At 67.6% G+C, this 17,323-nt stretch carries 14 protein-coding genes and 2 pseudogenes; 9 read left to right on the top strand and 7 right to left on the bottom strand.

Annotated features, from left to right (window positions below; genetic code table 11):
- Positions 1-171: 171 nt before the first annotated feature.
- The 3 genes and pseudogenes from ACZ68L_RS38445 to ACZ68L_RS38455 form a co-directional block, all read right to left on the bottom strand.
- Positions 172-1,387: pseudogene (locus tag ACZ68L_RS38445) on the bottom strand (damage-control phosphatase ARMT1 family protein).
- 55 nt (positions 1,388-1,442) lie between these two features.
- Entirely contained in the window at positions 1,443-2,414 is a 972-nt protein-coding gene (locus ACZ68L_RS38450; RefSeq protein WP_469587188.1) for an FAD-dependent oxidoreductase, read from the bottom strand.
- Between the two features lie 10 nt (positions 2,415-2,424).
- Positions 2,425-3,870, bottom strand: coding sequence for a carph-isopro domain-containing protein (locus tag ACZ68L_RS38455; protein ID WP_469587191.1), 1,446 nt, complete (start codon positions 3,868-3,870; stop codon positions 2,425-2,427).
- Positions 3,871-4,073: 203 nt separating this feature from the next.
- Here ACZ68L_RS38455 and ACZ68L_RS38460 point away from each other — a divergent pair, with 203 nt between their 5' ends.
- The 9 genes from ACZ68L_RS38460 to ACZ68L_RS38500 are packed head-to-tail and all read left to right on the top strand — an operon-like array spanning position 4,074 to position 13,356.
- The gene (locus ACZ68L_RS38460; RefSeq protein WP_469587193.1) at positions 4,074-4,589 is read left to right on the top strand and encodes an ATP-binding protein; all 516 of its coding nucleotides are present in this window, start codon (positions 4,074-4,076) and stop codon (positions 4,587-4,589) included.
- 59 nt (positions 4,590-4,648) lie between these two features.
- Positions 4,649-5,968, top strand: coding sequence for a glycosyltransferase family 4 protein (locus ACZ68L_RS38465; protein WP_469587196.1), 1,320 nt, complete (start codon positions 4,649-4,651; stop codon positions 5,966-5,968).
- On the top strand, positions 5,965-6,963 hold the full coding sequence (locus tag ACZ68L_RS38470; RefSeq protein WP_469587199.1) for a D-2-hydroxyacid dehydrogenase: 999 nt from the start codon (positions 5,965-5,967) through the stop codon (positions 6,961-6,963). The genes ACZ68L_RS38465 and ACZ68L_RS38470 overlap by 4 nt, the downstream gene beginning before the upstream one ends.
- A 3-nt stretch (positions 6,964-6,966) precedes the next feature.
- Positions 6,967-8,076: a radical SAM protein gene (locus ACZ68L_RS38475; RefSeq protein ID WP_469587202.1), complete on the top strand. Its 1,110-nt coding sequence runs from the start codon at positions 6,967-6,969 to the stop codon at positions 8,074-8,076.
- The gene (locus ACZ68L_RS38480) at positions 8,076-9,197 is read left to right on the top strand and encodes a hypothetical protein (protein WP_469587204.1); all 1,122 of its coding nucleotides are present in this window, start codon (positions 8,076-8,078) and stop codon (positions 9,195-9,197) included. Before ACZ68L_RS38475 ends, ACZ68L_RS38480 begins: the two co-directional genes overlap by 1 nt.
- 17 nt (positions 9,198-9,214) lie before the next feature.
- Positions 9,215-10,006, top strand: a complete 792-nt coding sequence (locus ACZ68L_RS38485) for a radical SAM protein (protein WP_398252696.1) — start codon at positions 9,215-9,217, stop codon at positions 10,004-10,006.
- A gap of 22 nt (positions 10,007-10,028) precedes the next feature.
- Complete coding sequence (locus tag ACZ68L_RS38490; RefSeq protein ID WP_469587208.1) at positions 10,029-11,753, top strand: carbamoyltransferase family protein; 1,725 nt, start codon at positions 10,029-10,031, stop codon at positions 11,751-11,753.
- A gap of 5 nt (positions 11,754-11,758) precedes the next feature.
- Positions 11,759-12,373 (top strand): HD domain-containing protein, encoded by a 615-nt coding sequence (locus tag ACZ68L_RS38495; RefSeq protein ID WP_469587210.1) that lies wholly within the window; start codon positions 11,759-11,761, stop codon positions 12,371-12,373.
- Positions 12,370-13,356, top strand: a complete 987-nt coding sequence (locus tag ACZ68L_RS38500; protein ID WP_469587214.1) for a glycosyltransferase — start codon at positions 12,370-12,372, stop codon at positions 13,354-13,356. The genes ACZ68L_RS38495 and ACZ68L_RS38500 overlap by 4 nt, the downstream gene beginning before the upstream one ends.
- A gap of 7 nt (positions 13,357-13,363) precedes the next feature.
- Here ACZ68L_RS38500 and gltX read toward each other — a convergent pair whose 3' ends face one another.
- The 4 genes and pseudogenes from gltX to ACZ68L_RS38520 form a co-directional block, all read right to left on the bottom strand.
- A complete protein-coding gene (gene gltX / locus ACZ68L_RS38505) occupies positions 13,364-14,737 on the bottom strand; it encodes a glutamate--tRNA ligase (protein ID WP_469587307.1) in 1,374 nt (457 codons plus the stop codon).
- Between the two features lie 825 nt (positions 14,738-15,562).
- Positions 15,563-15,661: pseudogene (locus tag ACZ68L_RS38510) on the bottom strand (very short patch repair endonuclease); the annotation flags it as partial.
- Positions 15,662-15,806: 145 nt separating this feature from the next.
- Complete coding sequence (locus tag ACZ68L_RS38515) at positions 15,807-16,952, bottom strand: DNA cytosine methyltransferase (protein WP_469587216.1); 1,146 nt, start codon at positions 16,950-16,952, stop codon at positions 15,807-15,809.
- 197 nt (positions 16,953-17,149) lie between these two features.
- The gene (locus ACZ68L_RS38520) at positions 17,150-17,311 is read right to left on the bottom strand and encodes a hypothetical protein (protein ID WP_469587218.1); all 162 of its coding nucleotides are present in this window, start codon (positions 17,309-17,311) and stop codon (positions 17,150-17,152) included.
- Positions 17,312-17,323 lie beyond the last annotated feature (12 nt).

Consider the following 17,323-nt stretch of genomic DNA (forward strand, 5'->3'; position numbering starts at 1 on the left):
ACGATGACGCCCTTGCCTCCGGCTCGGGGTTAGCACCACCTCTTCCCCCAGGGGACTTCCACCCCCAAGCAATCGCCCATGCTGGGCGCACAACGCGAGCGGCCGGGCAGACAATGCCCGGCCGCTCGCAGCGTGAAGTCCGATGAGTGAGGATTCGTATCGCCGCCAGATCTACCGTCGAACCTGGATCAGAACGTGAGTGCCACTCGTACGCCAGGCGGAGCCGGACCGTTCGAGGACCTCCAACGTCCCCTGCTCCACCCCCACGATGACATCGGACTGCAGGGTGCGGAGCGCCGAGACAGCCCCCGGGAAGTACGTGGTGAGGTTCGCGAACGACGCCGTCGCGTCCCACATTCGATCGCCCACAAGGCGGCGGTAGTTGAGGTCGCCCTTCAGGATGGTGAGCGTGACGGCCTCGAACTCCTTCCGCAGGTCCTCGGGCATATCCTCGTACGGCAGCGGAGCGCAGAAGAACGGATGGGTCCGCACCTCCAAGTGGCCTGTCACCATGGCCTCCCAAAGGCGCCCGCCGATCTTGCCGGCTTCACCGGGCGCGTGGTTGAGGCGGCGGAGGCAGTCGACGACGTCCGACGTCATCGCGTCGGAGACGTAGTACGGGTAGGGCTTGACGTGGAGCACGACCCGCTCGGCATGCCGGTGCACGAGGAGGTGATCAATGAGGATCAAGTCAGGGATCAGCTCCCGCCCCGCGTTGTCCGCTACCACGGCGGACCGTGGAGCCGGCTCCGGCGGGCAGGAGATGCCACAGTACGGCGCTATCGTCGGCGACCAGGCCATCGGCAGCGTCGCCGGACGCCGACTCCCCCGCCGAAACGCAGAAGCCGAGGTCAGCTCGGTTGCCCCAGAGCGAGGCGTGCAGCAGAGACGTAGCGGACTCGTCGGCGAGTGTGTCGAGGGCCCGCAGCTCCTCGTCCACCGGCTCGCCGCGCAGTTCGGCCTGCTTGAACGGCGCGAAGGGGTCGACTCCCTGCCACGGCCCGGGACCGAAGTACCCGACCGCGCCGAGGAGCCTGCGATAGAAGTAGCTTTCCGCCCACAGGAACGGGGTGTCGAACCACGATCGCCCGAAGTGCTCCCGCCCCCAGTCCGACCACTGCCCGTGATCGTGCTCCGCAGGGGCGAGCGGTTCGATGACACCGTTGGTGATCTCGTCCAGGAGGGCATCGAGGGCCTCGTGCTGTCGGCAGCCGTACGGGAAGGCGTTTCGCACCTGCTGGATCAGGGCCGGATGGCGTTTGGCCAGGACACCCCAGGCGAACGAGCCAGGCTCGTTACTCAGGATGACCGGCGCGCCGGTTCCGGCAGCCGGGCCGGAGCCGCGGCCGGCCTCATCGCCCGCGGTGCGGGAAGTCTTCTCTGCCATGGTTTCCAAGCCCTCCGCTTGTCGCACATGTGTCTTAGGGGATTCGCGATTCACTTCAGTGACGGGCGGCCAAGCCGTCACTCGCCAGCAGCGTCCTGACCTCCTCGCCACACCCCCACGAGAGCGTGACCCCGGCTCCCCCGTGCCCGTAGTTGTGCACGACCACCGTCCCGTCCTCCCAGCTTTGCGTCTCCACTCGGACCGTGGCGCGAGTCGGTCGGGCACCCATGCGGTGTTCGAGGACGCGGGCATCGGCAAGCCGGGGCTCGATCTCGGCACAGCGGGCGAGAATCGCGGCCGCTGCCTTCTCGTCGGGGGCCAGGTCACCCTGTCCGTCAATGGCCGTGCCGCCCAGGACAACGGTGTCGCCATGCGGGTAGAAGCACAACAGATCCGGCGATGCGCCTGTGTCCTCGGAGAAGAACTCGGTCAGGCCCGGATTGGTCACGACGACATGCTGGCCACGGATCGGGCGGAGATCGGGGTCCGGGACCAGCGCACGAGCACCAAGGCCCGTGCAGTTGACGATCACCGTGGCGGAGCCGACGTCATCGAGTGACCTGAGAGTCCGCTGTTCGATGGTGCCTCCGGCGGCGCGGAGGCGGCACAGGAGGTAGTCCAGATAGACCGGCATGTCGATCAGCGGAACGGTGAACCGGTACCCCGCGGTGAACCCGGCCGGGAGTTCGGCCGCCTCACAGGAGCGAAAGCCGGGGAGTGTGGTGGCCCAGTCCGGCGGGGTTTCGGCCGTACGCGACGCCTCGATGCCGTTCGTAAGCCGAACTCCTGTAGCTGGGTCCTCCGCCAGCGTCCGGAAGATCTCCAGCGACAGCTGTCCCCACCGGTCGACCTTGTTCTTCGGCTCGACCAAATACGGGCCCCACATCGCGCCGGCGGCCAACGACGTGACGCCTGGAATTCCCTCGGCGATCGCATGTACCGGTGTACCGGCTTCGGCGAGTAGGACGGCGGTCGTCAGCCCCGCCACGCCTGCCCCGGCAACGACAACTCGCTCCCCTGCGGTCATGGCCACGACCCTAACGGCCGTGAGACGCCGATGGGTCGTGCCGGTCGAGGGCGCTCTCCAACGAGGGGAGGAAACTGCGGACGTACGGGTTCCGTTGCCGGCGGCGGAGGTCCTCCGCGAGCTGCCTGAGCAGCCCAGCGCTCCTGGGCGAGCGGACGGCGTCGAGTCGATCCGCCGCGATCTGCCCGACCTCACATGCGGTCTCCAGCTCACCGTGGGCGCTGTGCCCGAGGGCCAGCCACGCACCTTCGAACATGGCCCTGCGCTGGCTCGGGTCGCCGCGCGGAACCTCGTACGCCCCCGATCGCAGCAGCTGCGTTCCTTCATCGAGGAAGCGTCGGCCCTTCGCGGTGTTCCCCGCCTTCTGCTGGACGCGCCCCATTTTTACAAGGGAGTACCCGGCCTGGCAGTCCAGGTGGTTGTCGGTGAGGAAGTACATCCAGCGCGGCTCGTCGGCCCCATCGTCGCGGCTCGCGATCAGGTCCCGTGCTGTACCTCGCGTGTGGGCGAAGTCGTTGTCGCGGCCTGCTGTGGCGTACGCGTAGGCAACCCGGGACAGCACAGAGGCCCGGACGGCGGCCGGGGCCGCGTCGCTGGCCCGTCGGGCTGCCTCGCCGAGGGCGATGGCGTCGGCGGGGTGTCCACGGCTGGCTGCCTGGAACGAGAGGTCTCCCAGGATGTGCGCGCAGAGAGGCAGGTCGTTGACCTGGTGGGCAGCTCGTAGGGCTGTGGCGAAATAACGCTGGGCCAAGCCGTGATCGGCCGCGTCGAAGGCCATCCAGCCAGCAAGCTGCCCGATCTCTGCGAGGGCGCGGATCAGCCGGGTGGTGACGGAGGGGGAGTGCCCGCCCTCGTGGATCAACAGGCCCACGGCCCGGAACTGGGCTCCCACGTACGGAAGATGGCGTGCGCCGCCGTGCTCGTCGTCGAGCATCTGGAGCATGGGCAAGTGCTGCTCGACCTGATCGATCAGCGGGTCGCCTCCGACGACCTCCGTCAGCCTGGGCGTGTACTGCCCGCGTCCCGCGGTGCCGTCGAGATATTGGGCGACGACCGAGATCAGACCTGCCCCGGAGATCGCCAGGAAGCGTCGGCGGTCGACGAGTCCTCCCATGACCCAGTCCTCCACAATCGCCTCCAGCCCCTGCACGGTCCAGGGCCGCGCAAGATCCGTATCCGCCGGAATGAGAGCCGAGGAGTCACCGGCGCGCCCCTGCCACAGCTCGGCCACCGAAAGCGTTCGGCCCAGCTCCTGTGACAGTACATAGGCAGCCATGACAGGCAGCGGTGTGCGTGGCAGAGATCCGGCGTCTCGCCAGTGATACGGGGCCGATTCCGCGACAGTCCCTGTGCCGAAGACCCTGTTGAGCTTTCGCGCGAGCGCCTTGGGGCTCCACCCGAGTTCGTCCAAGCATCTCGCCAGTACGGCATTGGGCTCGCTGACCTGCATTGCCACGTCCGACCGCCTCACGCCCCAGTGGTTCGTCAGTCCCCCTTGCGCTCCCCATGGTGATACCTGAGGGCGACTGATTCACCTGCATCACACGGTAGTTGACCGAGTTGACCGACTCATCGGGTCCTGCCCAGCTTCCTTCTCCGATGTTCTTGGTTCCCGGCAGAAGACAGCTCTTCAGCCGCCGACGGAGAAGGGATCGGGTCTTGAAACACCAGGCAAGCACCTCCCAAGACCGCCCGGGCAGTGTGCTGGAGCGCGGCAACAGCCGCATCAGACCGGAGCCCACGCACCCACGGTCGAACCGTGACATCACGGCCACGCTGATCACCGACCTGCCCTTCGGCCCGAGAGCTGCTGAAGTCGCCCGCGAAGCCATCGCTGTCGCGCTCCACGGGGAAGCGGCGACCGAACTGCTCGACGACGCCCGCCTCATCGGATCGGAGCTCGCGACCAACGCGTTCACCTCAGGCACCCCGCCCCTGGTCCTCTGCGTCGATCACCAGAGGCCGAGCGCTGGCCGGTTGGAGGTGGAGATCACCGTCACTGACGGCGGCTGTTCGCTCCCCGTAACCCCTCCCCCACCGGAGCCTCCAGACGAAGCCGAGTCGGGACGAGGGCTGGTCATCGTCGAGGCCCTGGCCGACTCCTGGTCTCTGACGACCAGCGTCCACGGAAGCCGCGCCTGGTGCCGGCTGAGTCGCTCCGTCGGCAAGCACTGACCCCACGTTCCCTGACATTCCTCGCCCGAGGTATCTCGTCTCGAAGGAGGCACCCCACGGTGCGACTCAAGCACCCGATCACGCCTACGGCCCCTACCGAGGTTCCAAGCACCCCGAACGCCCCCTGGGAGCCACGCATCATCGTCGCGCTCCACGAGGGCTTCTACGGGACCAGTTCGGGCACCGGCTTCAGCAACCGAGCGTTCCTCACCGCACTCGCCCGTCTGCTGCCACCCGGCCGACTGGCAGTGATCGCGACGCGAGTCCCCCAGACCTCGGGTGCCCACGACGCGCAGTGGGCCGCCGAAGTCCAGCAGATGCTCGGTCGGGCAGGGGCCGAAATCATCACGGTCCCCGACGGCCATGAGCTCACAGAATCGGTCCACGGCTGTGAGCGGCTGTGCGACCTCGTCGCGGAAGGTGCCGTGCGCGTAGCCGGCCGCGCAGGGCGTTCCCTGCTGGTCGGGCTCGACGTGCCGTTCCTTGGGCTTGCCCCATACACGCCCCCAACCATGGAGCTGCTTCTTGTCCCGCGCTCGACCGCGGCGCTGACCAAGCGCGACGACCGGGTACGCGTGAGCTGGGAGCGGTCCGGTTTGCGAGCCGCAGCCGCGCGGGGAGGCCGAGTCGGCGCGATCTCCACCCACATGCGAGAGCACCTCGTCGTGGGCTGCGCGGTCCCCGCTTCGAGCGTGATCAGCATCCCGAACGGGCTGATCCTGGAGGAGACCGGCACACCCGCCGCCGCGCTCCCTCTTCCCGTCAATGCCCGGGGAGGGTTTCTCCTGGCCCTGGGACGTGCCGTCCCCACCAAGGGCTTCGAAGATCTACTGGAGGCGCTACGCATCCTGAAGACGCGAGGCGTCCGACTTCCCCACCTGCTGTTGGTCGCTGCGACGGCCGACGAAGCCGAGCGTCCCATCCCGTACCAGGAACGGCTGACCGCCACCATCCAGGCTTACAGGCTGGACGCGACGCTGATCACCCGCTTCAGCCCGGCGATCCGCAGCTGGCTGCACAGCCCGGCGCTGCGAGCAGTTGTCGTGCCCTCCCGGGAGGAACCCTTCGGCCGGATACCGCTGGAAGCGTTCGCGGCGGGTGCAGGCCCGGTCGTGGCGACGACCGCGGGCGGGCTGGCCCAGACCGTCATCGAGGGCGAGACCGGCTTCACCGCGGCTCCGGCCCACCCGGCATCCCTGGCCGTCGCCATCCACCGGGCCCTGACGCTCCTGCCCCGAGAACGCGCCCGGCTCAGGAGCTCCGCGACCGCGCTTCTTCGCTCACGGCACGACTACGAGGTCAGCATCGCCTCGGCTCTCGGCCGCGTCGCTCCTTGGGCCCTGGCCTCCTCGTCCGCGACGGGAGATGCGACACGATGAGCCGCCCCGTCGTACTGATCAGCCTTGAGTCCCCCCATGCTTTCTGGCGGTTGTCGACCGAGCACGAGCGATCCCTGCGTACTGCCTTCCCGGACGTCGAGTTCCGTACCGCGACGGCCGAGGACCTGCAAGGTCAGCTCCGCTACTCGGAGGTGTTCTTCGGGTGGCGGTTCGATCCGACGTGGCTGTCCGGCGTACCGCATCTGAGGTGGATCGCCTCACCGGCCGCAGGCACCGATCATCTTCCGGTGGCCGAGGCGCACGCTGCCGGGGTTGCCCTGACCCGCTCGTACGGCTTCCACGGCCGCCCCATGGCCGAGCACGCCATGGGACTCGTCCTCGGCTTCTCCCGCGGCCTGTTTCTGAGCCAGCGCTTCCAGCGGAACCGAAGCTGGTGGAAGGACGATCTGGCCGAGGAGTTCTTCGACCTGGCCGGTGCAACGATGACCATCGTCGGCTGCGGCAGCATCGGCGGACACCTCGCCCGTACCGCCCGCGCTCTCGCCATGGACGTGATCGGCGTTCGTCGCACCCCACCCTCCGTGCCGGGTGACGGCATCACGTGGTTCCACGCGTCCGCGGTCGCCCAGGCGGTCGCAGTGGCCGATGTCGTGGTCAACCTGCTGCCTGCCACGCGGTCCACACACCGCTTCTTCGACCAAGGCTTGTTCTCGGCGTGCAAACGCGGCGCGGTCTTCCTCAACCTCGGCCGGGCGTCAACTGTCGACCAGCAGGCCCTGCTCACCGCGCTCGACTCCCGGCACCTGCGCGGCGCCGCCCTGGACGTGACCGACCCAAGACCGCTGTCCGCACGCGACCCGCTGCGGCTCCACCCTCGCGTCGTGCTGACGCCCAAGAGTGCGACGTTCTGCCACACGTACATGGACGAGGCGGTCGCGTTCTTCGCCGACAACCTGCACCGCTATCTCACCGACCGGCCTCTGAACGGACTGGCCGACGTTTCCCCTGCCCTCTCTCCCCTCGCAGGAGGCTGACCGATGCTCGACATCCGGCACCACGACCTCGCCGCCGCCTTCGCCAACGTCGGCCGCAACCACCCATACCTGGCCTTCACCCTGAACTCCTTGTGCAACCTGGACTGCGTCTTCTGCAAGCCACGCTGCATGCCGGACTACGGACACAAGGACCGGCCACTGACCGCCTCCGACTATGCGGCCATCGCATCGGAAGCCGGCTCCTGGCAGGTGAGGAAAGCCCACTGCTCCGGCGGGGAGCCGACCCTGCGGGCGGACATCGTCGACGTGATCGGTGGCCTTTCTGACGGCCTCGGGCCCGGGGCCGCGATCGGCATGACCAGTCACGGCAACCTGCGACGCGGGCTGAGCGTCGAGCAGCTCCAGCGCGCCGGTCTCACCTACCTCAACGTCAGCCTCCACAGCCTTGATCCGGAGCGGTCCGGCACGATCATGGGCGGCGGCGACCCGCGTACGACCCGGGAAACCATCGACACCGCCCTTGCCTTGGGCCTGCGAGTGAAGGTCAACTGCGTCCTTCAGCGCACCTACCTGGAAGACGGGTTCACCGTCGCCGAGTTGGCACGTGACCTCCCCATCGCCGTCCGTCTGATCGAGCTGCAGAACATCGGCCCCGCGCAAGCTCTGTTCGATACCGAGTTCATCAGCGAGGCCGAGGTCCGCGCCCGTCTCCATGACTGGTTCACAGACGCGGGAGAGGTCTCTCGAGACCAGCTCGGAGTCCGAAGCCCCGGCCAGTACCTGCGCCCCGACGGCTGGGCCGGATCGATCGGCTTCATCTCCAACTCCAGCTGTGCCACCTGCTCGGACGCCAACCGAATCAAGATCACCCCTACGGGCGTGGCCAGGCCCTGCATCCTCCACAACCGCGACATCCCCCTGAAGGCCCACCTGGCCAACGGCACACTCGCCGATGCCTTCGCCCACCTCTTCCAGGCCATGCTCGAACGCAACACGAACGATGCCTGGCAGGGCTTCCACTACGTCGATTACGACCTGCGCTGGGATCGCATGGAGCGCCCCGAAGGCGCCCCGGTACTCCCTCTGCTGCCCGTCATCAACACCGGCACGGCCCAACCGTCATGCGCCCGTCGTGAGCCCGGAGAGCGGTGATGGCTACGGCCGCGACCGAGACACTGCCGCTGTACGCGGCGCTCGGAACCCTCTACGGAAACGAGCTGGAAGCACAGGGTGTGGGGGCGGCGACGCTCACGCACAAGTGGCAGCCAGCCGACCTGCTCGCACCCCACTCCGACCTCGACGTACGCGTCCTGCTCCATGACGCCCCACCGGACTGGTGGGAATGGAACCACCGTCTGGCCGCCGCGCACCGGAACGTCGTCAGCGGCGAGATCTCCCACCGGCGTCTCCTTGAGCATCCGCCAGGGTTCGCGTTCACCCTCGCCGAGGCGGACGGCGGGCTCATCGCGGCCCCTGAACTCGCCACCTGGAGCCCGATCGGCACCAGTACACGAGGGTTCCAGCGCTGGAAGTCGCACGCGCAGATGGCTCCCTGGACCTGGCTCGACGAGCGGTTCTACCGCGGCATCCTCCAGGCCCGGCTCGGGGGCCGGTACCAACTAGCAGCAGACAGCACGGACAACGTAGTTGAGGATGTCGCCGCGTACCGGCGTCACTGCGTCGCCTGGCACTACCTCGCTCCGTGCTGGTTCGCCGCCGCCGCGCTGGCGACCCGGACCCGCTGCCCCGGCAAAACAGCCGCCCTCACCCAGTGGCATCCCGACGGGCTGGAAGGGTATGCCGAGCTGTTCCTGCGCCACACAGTCCCCTCCGCCGACGCACCCGTACGCAGCGCACGGCATCTACTCCGAGCCGCTCATGCCGCTCTCGAAGCAGTCATGCGCCGCGTTCCCCATGGAGACACACCCGTCGACGCCGACGAGGACTCCTCACGCATCGCCTGGGTGATGACCGCCGGCATGCTCCGCGTACGAATCGCCCGCTGGCTGTACTACCTGGATCCGCCGCCCGGTGTCGCGACCGAGTACTTGATCGCACGCGAGGCGAAGGAGCTGCGCGCCGCCGCCAAAACCCTGCGTACTCTCGCCGCCGACGAGGCGGACCCCGCCCGGGGGCTGGCCGGCCGGATGGCCACCCTGATCCCGACCGGACCCACCACCGCCGACACCCTGCGCGAGTCGCTCGCGCTCTGGGACCAGGAGCGATCCGTGGTGCAGGACTTCCTCACACTGCCGCCGACACGACACCTCTGACGCAAGGAGCCAGCGCCATGTCCCTGCGAGACCTTCGACCCCGATCCCTCAAGACAGCCAAGGTCAAGATCACGACGAAGTGCAATCGCTCCTGCGACTTCTGCATCTTCGCCGACGGCGCCCAGGGCGAGAACATCTCCCTGGAGTTGTTCTCCACCATCCTGACCCGTCTGGAGAGCATTCCATTCCAGCAGCTTCACATCAACGGCGGCGAGCCCACCGTCCACCGGGACTTCCCTGCGCTCAGCGACGAGGCGCGCACTCGTCTGCCCGACACGGTCATGGTCCTGGGCACCAACGCGATCACCCTCGCCCGCAACCAGCGGATCATGGACGCCACGCTTCGGTCGTACGATCAGGTCCTCATCGGTTGCGACGACGAGCACGAGAACTACGACGAAGTACACGCCGTCGTCCCCCGCCTCCGCGCGGCCGGGAAGACCGTGGTCGTCAACAGCGTCCTGGAGGGAATCAGCTCCACCCACCTCATGGAGATCGCGAAGCTGTGCGCGGAGCACGGAGCGATCCACGTCACCAACCACGTTCACCACGTCGATGTCGGACAGCCGGTCAACGAGCTGGGCGGAATCTGCGACCGCTACCTCGACCAGCACCTGATGATCGAGATGGACGGGTCCTGCTACCGCTGCTTCAACGCCATGGCCAAGGACGACAGCGAATTCAGCGTCTGGGACGAGGACTTCACGGCCAAGGTGTTCGCGCCTCGAAGCCACCACTTCCGGTTCTGCCTGCGCTGCCACGAGTACACCGACTCCGGATCGCCGGTCCTGCCCGCCCTCGCCGTCTGAACACAGCCTGGAGGTCTCTGTCATGCCCGCAGTCCTCGGACTGAACTTCCACCACGACACATCCGCCGCGTTAGTCGTCGACGGCCACCTCTACGCGGCCGAAGAGGAACGCTGGAGCGGAATCAAACACCACCGGTACGCCAGGAAGGGTGTACTCACCGCTCCCACCCGCTCCCTCCAGTGGTGTCTGGAGGCCGCCGGGATCGAACCGCAGGACGTGGACACGGTGTGGGCGGCATCCATGCGCCCCAACCCTGCCGCCGGCTGGTGGCTGGCGGAGGAACGCGACGAACTCGCCGCTCTGCTTCCCGCCCCGCTCGGCGAGCACCTACGGCTGCTGTCCCACCACACCGCGCACGTCCTCTCCGGCTACCTGCTCTCCGGGCACGACCACGCGGCCGGACTCGTCATTGACGCCGGCGGCTCGTCCCTCGGCGCCGACTTCGGGCCCGGCCGCGAGCGCATCACCGGCTACGACCTGCGGCCCGACCGCATCGACCGCGTGCACCAGGGCATGCCCGTCGTCGTTCCCGGCCCGGTCGGGCCGCGACGCGTCCACTCCTCGCTCGGCCACTTCTACCGCAACCTCGCCCGCCGGGTCGTCCCACCCGGAGACGAGCCAGAAGGCAGCATGATGGCGTTGGCCGCCTTCGGAGACCCTCACCGCTTCGGTCCGCAGCTCCGCGAGCTGCTCCGACTCGGCGACGAGGGCGAGATCCGCGTCGCCCACCCCATGGGCTCAGCCGACGGCGATACGCCGCTCCTGATCGGCGGGCGGTCCTGGACCGCCCGCAACGCCACAGAGCAGCCCGAGACGGAACGCGCGGACCTGGCGGCCGCCGTCCAAGAGATCTTCTCCGAAGCAGTCGTCCACGTCGCCCGTCACGTTCAACGGATCACCGACGCAAGCACTTTGGTGTTCTCCGGTGGATGCGCGCTGAACTCCCACCTCAACGGCCGCCTGGCCGACGAGAGCGGGTTCGCCAACCTCTTCATAGCCCCCGCGCCCCACGACGCGGGCACCGCCATCGGCGCGGCACTGTACGGCTGGCACTACCAACTCGGGCAGGAGCGACTCCCCGTGCCGACCGACGCGGCCTGGGGCCCGTACCCGGGCGCCGTGCCGGAAACGGCCGTACCGCCCGGGTACCGCGCGCTCAATGGGTTCGGTGAAACGCTCGCCCCGACGGTGGCCGCTCTCCTCGCCGAGAACCATCTGGTCGGCTGGGTGCGGGGACCGCTCGAATTCGGCCCACGTGCCCTCGGGCATCGTTCGATCCTCGCCCACCCGGGGAATGCCAGCACTCGCGACCGACTCAATACGATCAAGAGGCGGGCCGCGTACCGCCCGTTCGCACCCGCGGTCCTCGCCGAACACTCCGCGGAGTGGTTCGAGACGGCGGGCGACCCATTCATGAACCGCGTCGCCCGCGTACGGCAGAACCGCGCCGGGCACATCGCCGCGGTGACCCACCACGACGGCACAGCCCGCGTCCAGACCGTCGGCGCCGATCACCAGGGCCTGCGCGAGCTGCTGGAACAGTTCCACCACCGCACCGGCCTGCCGCTCCTGCTCAACACGTCCTTCAACCGGAAAGGCGCCCCCATCCTGCGGACCGCCGCACAGGCGGTGCTCGCCACAGCCGACCTCGGGCTCGACGCACTCGCCGTCGGCGACACGCTGCTCCTCGCCGATCACGTACCTGATCCCCACGAGCCGGCCCGAACGGGTCTGCGGTCGCGGTGAGACGAATGGCCATCATCGACCTGGACCACATCCTGACCACGCTCGGCGCCCCCGCGTGGGAAGCGCGTAGCCAGTCCCGCGCCCGCGTGGCCGCCAGCATCGCCCTCTCCGTCTACGCCGGCCACACCCGCGACCAGGGAACGCCCTACCTACTCCACCCGCTCGCCGTGGTCGATGTCCTTCGGAGCGAGCTCGGTGTGACGCTTCCCGAAACCCTCGTCCTCGGTCTCCTGCACGACGCCCTGGAAGTAGACGCGGGTTCGGAAGCGCTCCTCGTCCACCAGCTGGGCGGGACCTTCACGACCCGCCTGCGAGCGATGACGGCCGACCACCGCCTCGAAGGGCGGCCCAAGGACGCCGGAGACGAGGCCGGTTGGCGTGCCAAGCAGGCAGCGTTGCCGTCCGAGGAACTCCTCGTCCGGCTCGCTGACCGAATCCACAACCTGCGCGACCTCAGCGCCTCGCCGAACCTCGACCGTCAGAGGAAGTACCTCCGTAGCCTGGCCGACTTCTACCTCCCGCTCGCCGAGGCCGCCCGGCCCCTCAGCCCCCACCTGGAAGCCGCATACGCACTGCTCCACACCGAGTACATCCGCCATCAACAGGAGGTACGCCCGTGAAACAGATCGTGCACTCGCTGGAACCGGTCGGCCGCACGGGAGGACGGGTCTACCTGCGAATGCTCCACGAAGCGACGGCCGAGCACGTCGAGTGGCACACGGTGCCGGACCACAAGCGAACCTACCGCGTCCGGCGCTGGCGCAAGCTACGCCACCTCGCACGCCTGGCTCCGACCGTCCGCGCCCTGGACGGAGCGGTCGGCACCTTCGTCTGGGACGACCTGAGTCTGCTGCTCTTCACGCCGGAGATGCGGGCCCGCACCGTGTTCCTCCTCCACCACTATGAGCCGCTGCAACACGACTCCGCGCCCTTCGAGGCGATGCTGTGGGAGAAGCTGTTCCGCGTTCTCCCTCAATGCGCGGCCGTCGTGTGCGTGGCACCGTACTGGGCCGACTTCCTCCGGTCCAGAGGCGTGCGCAACGTACGAGTCATCTACAACGCCTTCGACCTGACTGAGATCGAGCGAGCACGGCGCATCGACCGGACGACGTGCCGCGCGGAGTTCGGCCTTGATCCGGACACGATCGCCGTCTACACGGGCAAGGCCGTCCACTGGAAGGGCACGGGCCAGGTCGCCGGCGCCCTGGCCGACGCGTACAGGATGCGAGTGATCACGAGCGGCAGCAACACGATCGGATTCGACGGCGCCCACTACGACGTGCCGCGCGACCAGTACCTCAGGCTCCTGCGTGCTTGCGACGTCGGTGTCTTCGCCCCTCGGATGCGGGAGGGCTGGAGCCGCTGCGCGGCCGAGGCCCTCCTCCTGGGACTGCCGTGTCTGATCCGCCCTCTGGCGGGGCTCGGCGATCTCGCCACCCTGACCAGCCAGCCGGCTCCCGACCTCGGTCGCCTCCAGGAGCAGGTCCGGGAACGCGCCGCAACCCCCCAGGCCGAGTCCAAGAGCGCTTACGACGCCCTGGCCCGGTTCGACCTGGGGTACTTCGGAAGTGCCTGGGGCGACCTGCTCGCGCAGGTCGCCTGACCAGGGTCTACGCCTGAGCCACGAGCTTCTTCGACGCTGCGTCCAGACGAGCCAGAACCTTATCCCTGCCGAGCACCTCCATGGACTCGAACAACGGCAGGCCGATCGTCCGCCCAGTGACCGCGACCCTGATGGGCGCCTGGGCCTTCCCCAGTTTCAGGCCGTGCTGCTCGCCGACGGCGAGCAGCACGGCCTTGAGGTCGTCCGCCCGCCACTCCGCGACGCTGTCCAGCTCGGCACGGGCGTCACGCAGTACATCGGCTGCGCCCGCCTTCATCGCCTTGTTCCACGACGCCTCGTCCTTGACCGGCTCGTCGAGGAACAGGAAGTCCACGTAGCTCGTGATCTCCGACAGCAGCGCCAGCCGCGTCTGGGCCAGCGGCGCCACGGTCTCGAAGACGGCCCGGTCGAACGCCTCCGGCCGCCACGGCGCGTACGGGGCCACCAGCCAGGGCGCGCACGCCGCGGCGAACTGCTCCGGCGCCAGGTCGCGGATGTACTCACCGTTGAACGCCGTCAGCTTCTTTACATCGAAGAAGGCCGGCGACGTGCCGACGTCCTCGATCCGGAAGCGCTGCTCCAGTTCCTCGTACGGCAGGATCTCCTGGTCATCGCCGGGCCCCCAGCCAAGCAGCATGAGGTAGTTCACCATCGCCTCGGGCAGGAAGCCCTCGGCGAGATAGTCCTCAAGCGCGACCTTGTCCCGCCGCTTCGAGAGCTTCTGCCGCTTTTCGTTCACGATCACGGGCAGATGCGCCCACACCGGCGGCTTCGCACCAAGCGCCTCCCACAGCAACTGCTGCTTCGGCGTATTCGACAGGTGCTCATCACCGCGGATGACCTGCGTAATGCCCTCGTCCAGGTCATCAACCACGTTGGCGATCAGGAAGACCGGGGACCCGTCACCACGGGCGATCACGAAGTCCTCGATCGCGCTGTTCGGGAACGCCGGCTCCCCACGGATCAGGTCGACCACGACAGTCTCGCCCTCGTCCGGCGTCCGGAACCGCAGCGCCCGGCCCTCCTCGAAGGCCAGCCCCCGCTCCCGGCAGAACCCGTCGTACCCGAGGTGATCCGACCCGGTGCGCTCCTTCAGCTGCTCCCGGGTGCAGTCGCAGTAGTACGCCCGGCCGGCCGCGAAGAGCTGCTGGGCCGCTTCCCGGTGCCGGTCAGCGTTGTGCGACTGGAAGTACGGCCCCTCGAAGGCCGCGTCCTCGCTGTGGATGCCGATCGCCGCGAGCGCGTTGATGATCCCGTCGATCCACTCCGGCTGGTTCCGGGCCGCGTCGGTGTCCTCAATCCGCAGAACAAACGTGCCGCCGGACTGTCGCGCCACCGCCCAGTTGTAGAGAGCGGACCGTGCACCACCGACATGGAACATGCCGGTCGGGGACGGGGCGAAACGAACGCGAACCGGGGCAGTAGACATGCGCTCCAGAGTACCGATGCCCGACACCCGCCCCAGACCACTCGCCCTACCTCCGTACCGACGTTTTTCGGCCGACCCCGTACTTCCCTCACCCATCCCCTTCCACTGTAGGTTGGTACCCCTCTCGTCTGACCGCACACGGCCCCAGCCGACCTCGGCCGCAGCCACTCGGACGCGCTGCGCACTCGCTTGGATGTGCGACGCCGCGCCGGATACAAGCCCCGCGACGCTGCCCCCGCATTCTCGATTGCGAACGCGATCGCGGCGTTCGTATTCTTCCGGGCAACGCGTTGGCGGAGACGGGTAGCCAGGGATCACGCGAGCAGAGAGAACCGCCGGTAGCTGGGAAGGCGGTCTCGCGCCCCGAGGTGAAGACCCTCCCGAGCGCGGGGAGGAACGGCCGCCTCCGCTGGCCCAACGCCCCGCCAGCCAGCCCCCGTCACCGGGCCCGAAGGAGGCCGCCACCTGGTGGCGGTGAAAGTGCGGTGGTACCGCGAGTTTCCCTTCTCGCCCGCACTCCCAAGGGATCACGACGATACTTTTCGGAGGACCGCAATGATCCAAAGCCGCGTACACGTCTCCGACCTGCGAGAACACGTCAGCCGTACCGTCACCGTCTGCGGGTGGGTTCGAGGCGCTCCCAGAAGCGGAGTACGCCTCCGCGAGGCGGTTATCCGTATCCCAGTGGTCTCGCTGGATGTTCCGGCCGATCCCGTCTTCCCAGTACGGCCGGTTCGTCTTGGGCAGCACGAAGTGCTCCGGGCAGCCGTGCCAGAAGCAGCCATCGATGAAGACGGCCACCTTCACAGGGCGGAAGACCATGTCAGCCGTACGGCGCATCTTCGAGAGCGTCTTTGCAGCCACCCGGTAGCGCAGTCCATATCTCCGTCAGCTTAGGGACAGCTTCCTCCGGGTCATCCGACCTGGCGACAACCCATCCTTTCCCACCCAGCTCTATCCTCGGCGCAGCGGGTATTTCACCTGCCTCAAATGCCCCAGGATGGAAGAGCCCGTTGAAGGCTCAGCAGGCGAGGTCGACGACAGAAGCAGCGAAGTCGTCCTCAAGCAACTGAGGAGCGTCGTCCTTCGCCTGCAGAACGTCAGCGTCGAAGAGCCTGGAGGTCAGCGCCTCGGTTAGACGCGGGGGCACGGCGTTGCCGATGATGACCTGAACCTCGGTGCGAGTCAGCTCGTAGCGAGGCTTGACCCTCTCGTCGACGAACTTGAAATAGTCCGGGAAGCCCTGGATACGCGCGGCCTCGTGGGCGGTCAGACATCGGGGAACACCAGGGTGGACAAAGCGTCCGCGACCCATCGTCGCAAAACCGCTGGTAATGGTCTGAGACGGGCGGTCCCACCACAAACGGCCGTACATTGAGGTGTAATTGTGTTTGCCCTGGTGACACTCGGGGCGCTCTTCGTTCGGCAGATTATGCTCGTCATTCTCGAAGAGATACTTCATACGCCGTTGATTGTCCGCGTTGGGTACGGCAGCTTCATCGAAGAATGACTTCGGCTGAACGTCGATCAGGTCGCCGATCGCCCAGCGCAGGTCATGGGGTGTGGCATTGCGGTCTTCGATCTGCAGCAGGTCAGCAGCCGAAAAGCCAAAAGGCAGCGCGTCTTCGCGGACGGCCAGCAGTATGTGACGCTTGCGTGTCTGAGCGACCCCGAGCTTGAGTAGGTCGATACGACTGGTGGCGACATCGTATCCAAGCTTCTTGAGGTGAACGATGGCGCGGGAGACCACCTGTTGCTTGTCATTGACAACGGCCAGCACGTTCTCGATGACGACTACACTGGGGCGCAGAACCTCTGCGGCGCGAGCCATACGCAGGTACAGCCGGTTCTTGGGATCATCGCGGCGGGTGTGGTTGTTGAGGTTGCTGTGCCCCTGACACGGGGGCCCGCCGATCAGGAGCTCCACCTCACCCACCATCGAGAGAGTCTCGGCCTCCTGAGCGGTCAACGAGGCGCCAAGGTCACCGTCGAAGTAGGATTCGACCGTTCCCTGTTGGACGTTGGCATTGGGAAAGTTAGCCTTGAAGACCCTGGTGGGAGCGGCCTCAAAGTCAACTGCGAGACGAACATCCAGCGAGATGTCAAGCTTGTGGGCTGCCTGGGCAATACCGAGGGTGAGGCCACCGCAGCCGGCGAAGAGGTCCACGACTCGCAGAGAGCCGATACCCTCCTCAAACTTCGGCCGCCGCTTGGCCCGCAAGGGGTACCGCTCACCCACGTGTGACCCCCTCTGCGCTTGCTTGTAGAACCGGCGGAACGAGCGGTCATCGTACTCGATCAAGGGTGAGCGCGTGCGGTTGACCGACACCTTAAGTGTCGCCTGACGTGCCGAGCACGACGGTTCTACGCCTCGCCTTCCGACATCACGGGCCCCTCAACCAGCTCATCAACCGCCGTCATCTGCGGCGCTGCTGCTACCGCGGCCTCGACAAGGCCGACGTCTCGCACTTCCCCAACGGGATCGCAGTCAACATCGAGCACCGCAGCACCAAGCGCGATGATCAAGGATTCTTAAGG

Source organism: Streptomyces sp. NPDC104309, assembly GCF_055584025.1.

Excerpts from the sequence above, each read along its gene's own strand:
- ACZ68L_RS38450 (WP_469587188.1), bottom strand. The coding sequence starts at position 2,414 with ATGACCGCAGGGGAGCGAGTTGTCGTTGCCGGGGCAGGCGTGGCGGGG.
- ACZ68L_RS38470 (WP_469587199.1), top strand. The coding sequence starts at position 5,965 with ATGAGCCGCCCCGTCGTACTGATCAGCCTTGAGTCCCCCCATGCTTTC.
- ACZ68L_RS38475 (WP_469587202.1), top strand. The coding sequence starts at position 6,967 with ATGCTCGACATCCGGCACCACGACCTCGCCGCCGCCTTCGCCAACGTC.
- ACZ68L_RS38480 (WP_469587204.1), top strand. The coding sequence starts at position 8,076 with ATGGCTACGGCCGCGACCGAGACACTGCCGCTGTACGCGGCGCTCGGA.
- ACZ68L_RS38485 (WP_398252696.1), top strand. The coding sequence starts at position 9,215 with ATGTCCCTGCGAGACCTTCGACCCCGATCCCTCAAGACAGCCAAGGTC.
- ACZ68L_RS38490 (WP_469587208.1), top strand. The coding sequence starts at position 10,029 with ATGCCCGCAGTCCTCGGACTGAACTTCCACCACGACACATCCGCCGCG.
- ACZ68L_RS38495 (WP_469587210.1), top strand. The coding sequence starts at position 11,759 with ATGGCCATCATCGACCTGGACCACATCCTGACCACGCTCGGCGCCCCC.
- gltX (WP_469587307.1), bottom strand. The coding sequence starts at position 14,737 with ATGTTCCATGTCGGTGGTGCACGGTCCGCTCTCTACAACTGGGCGGTG.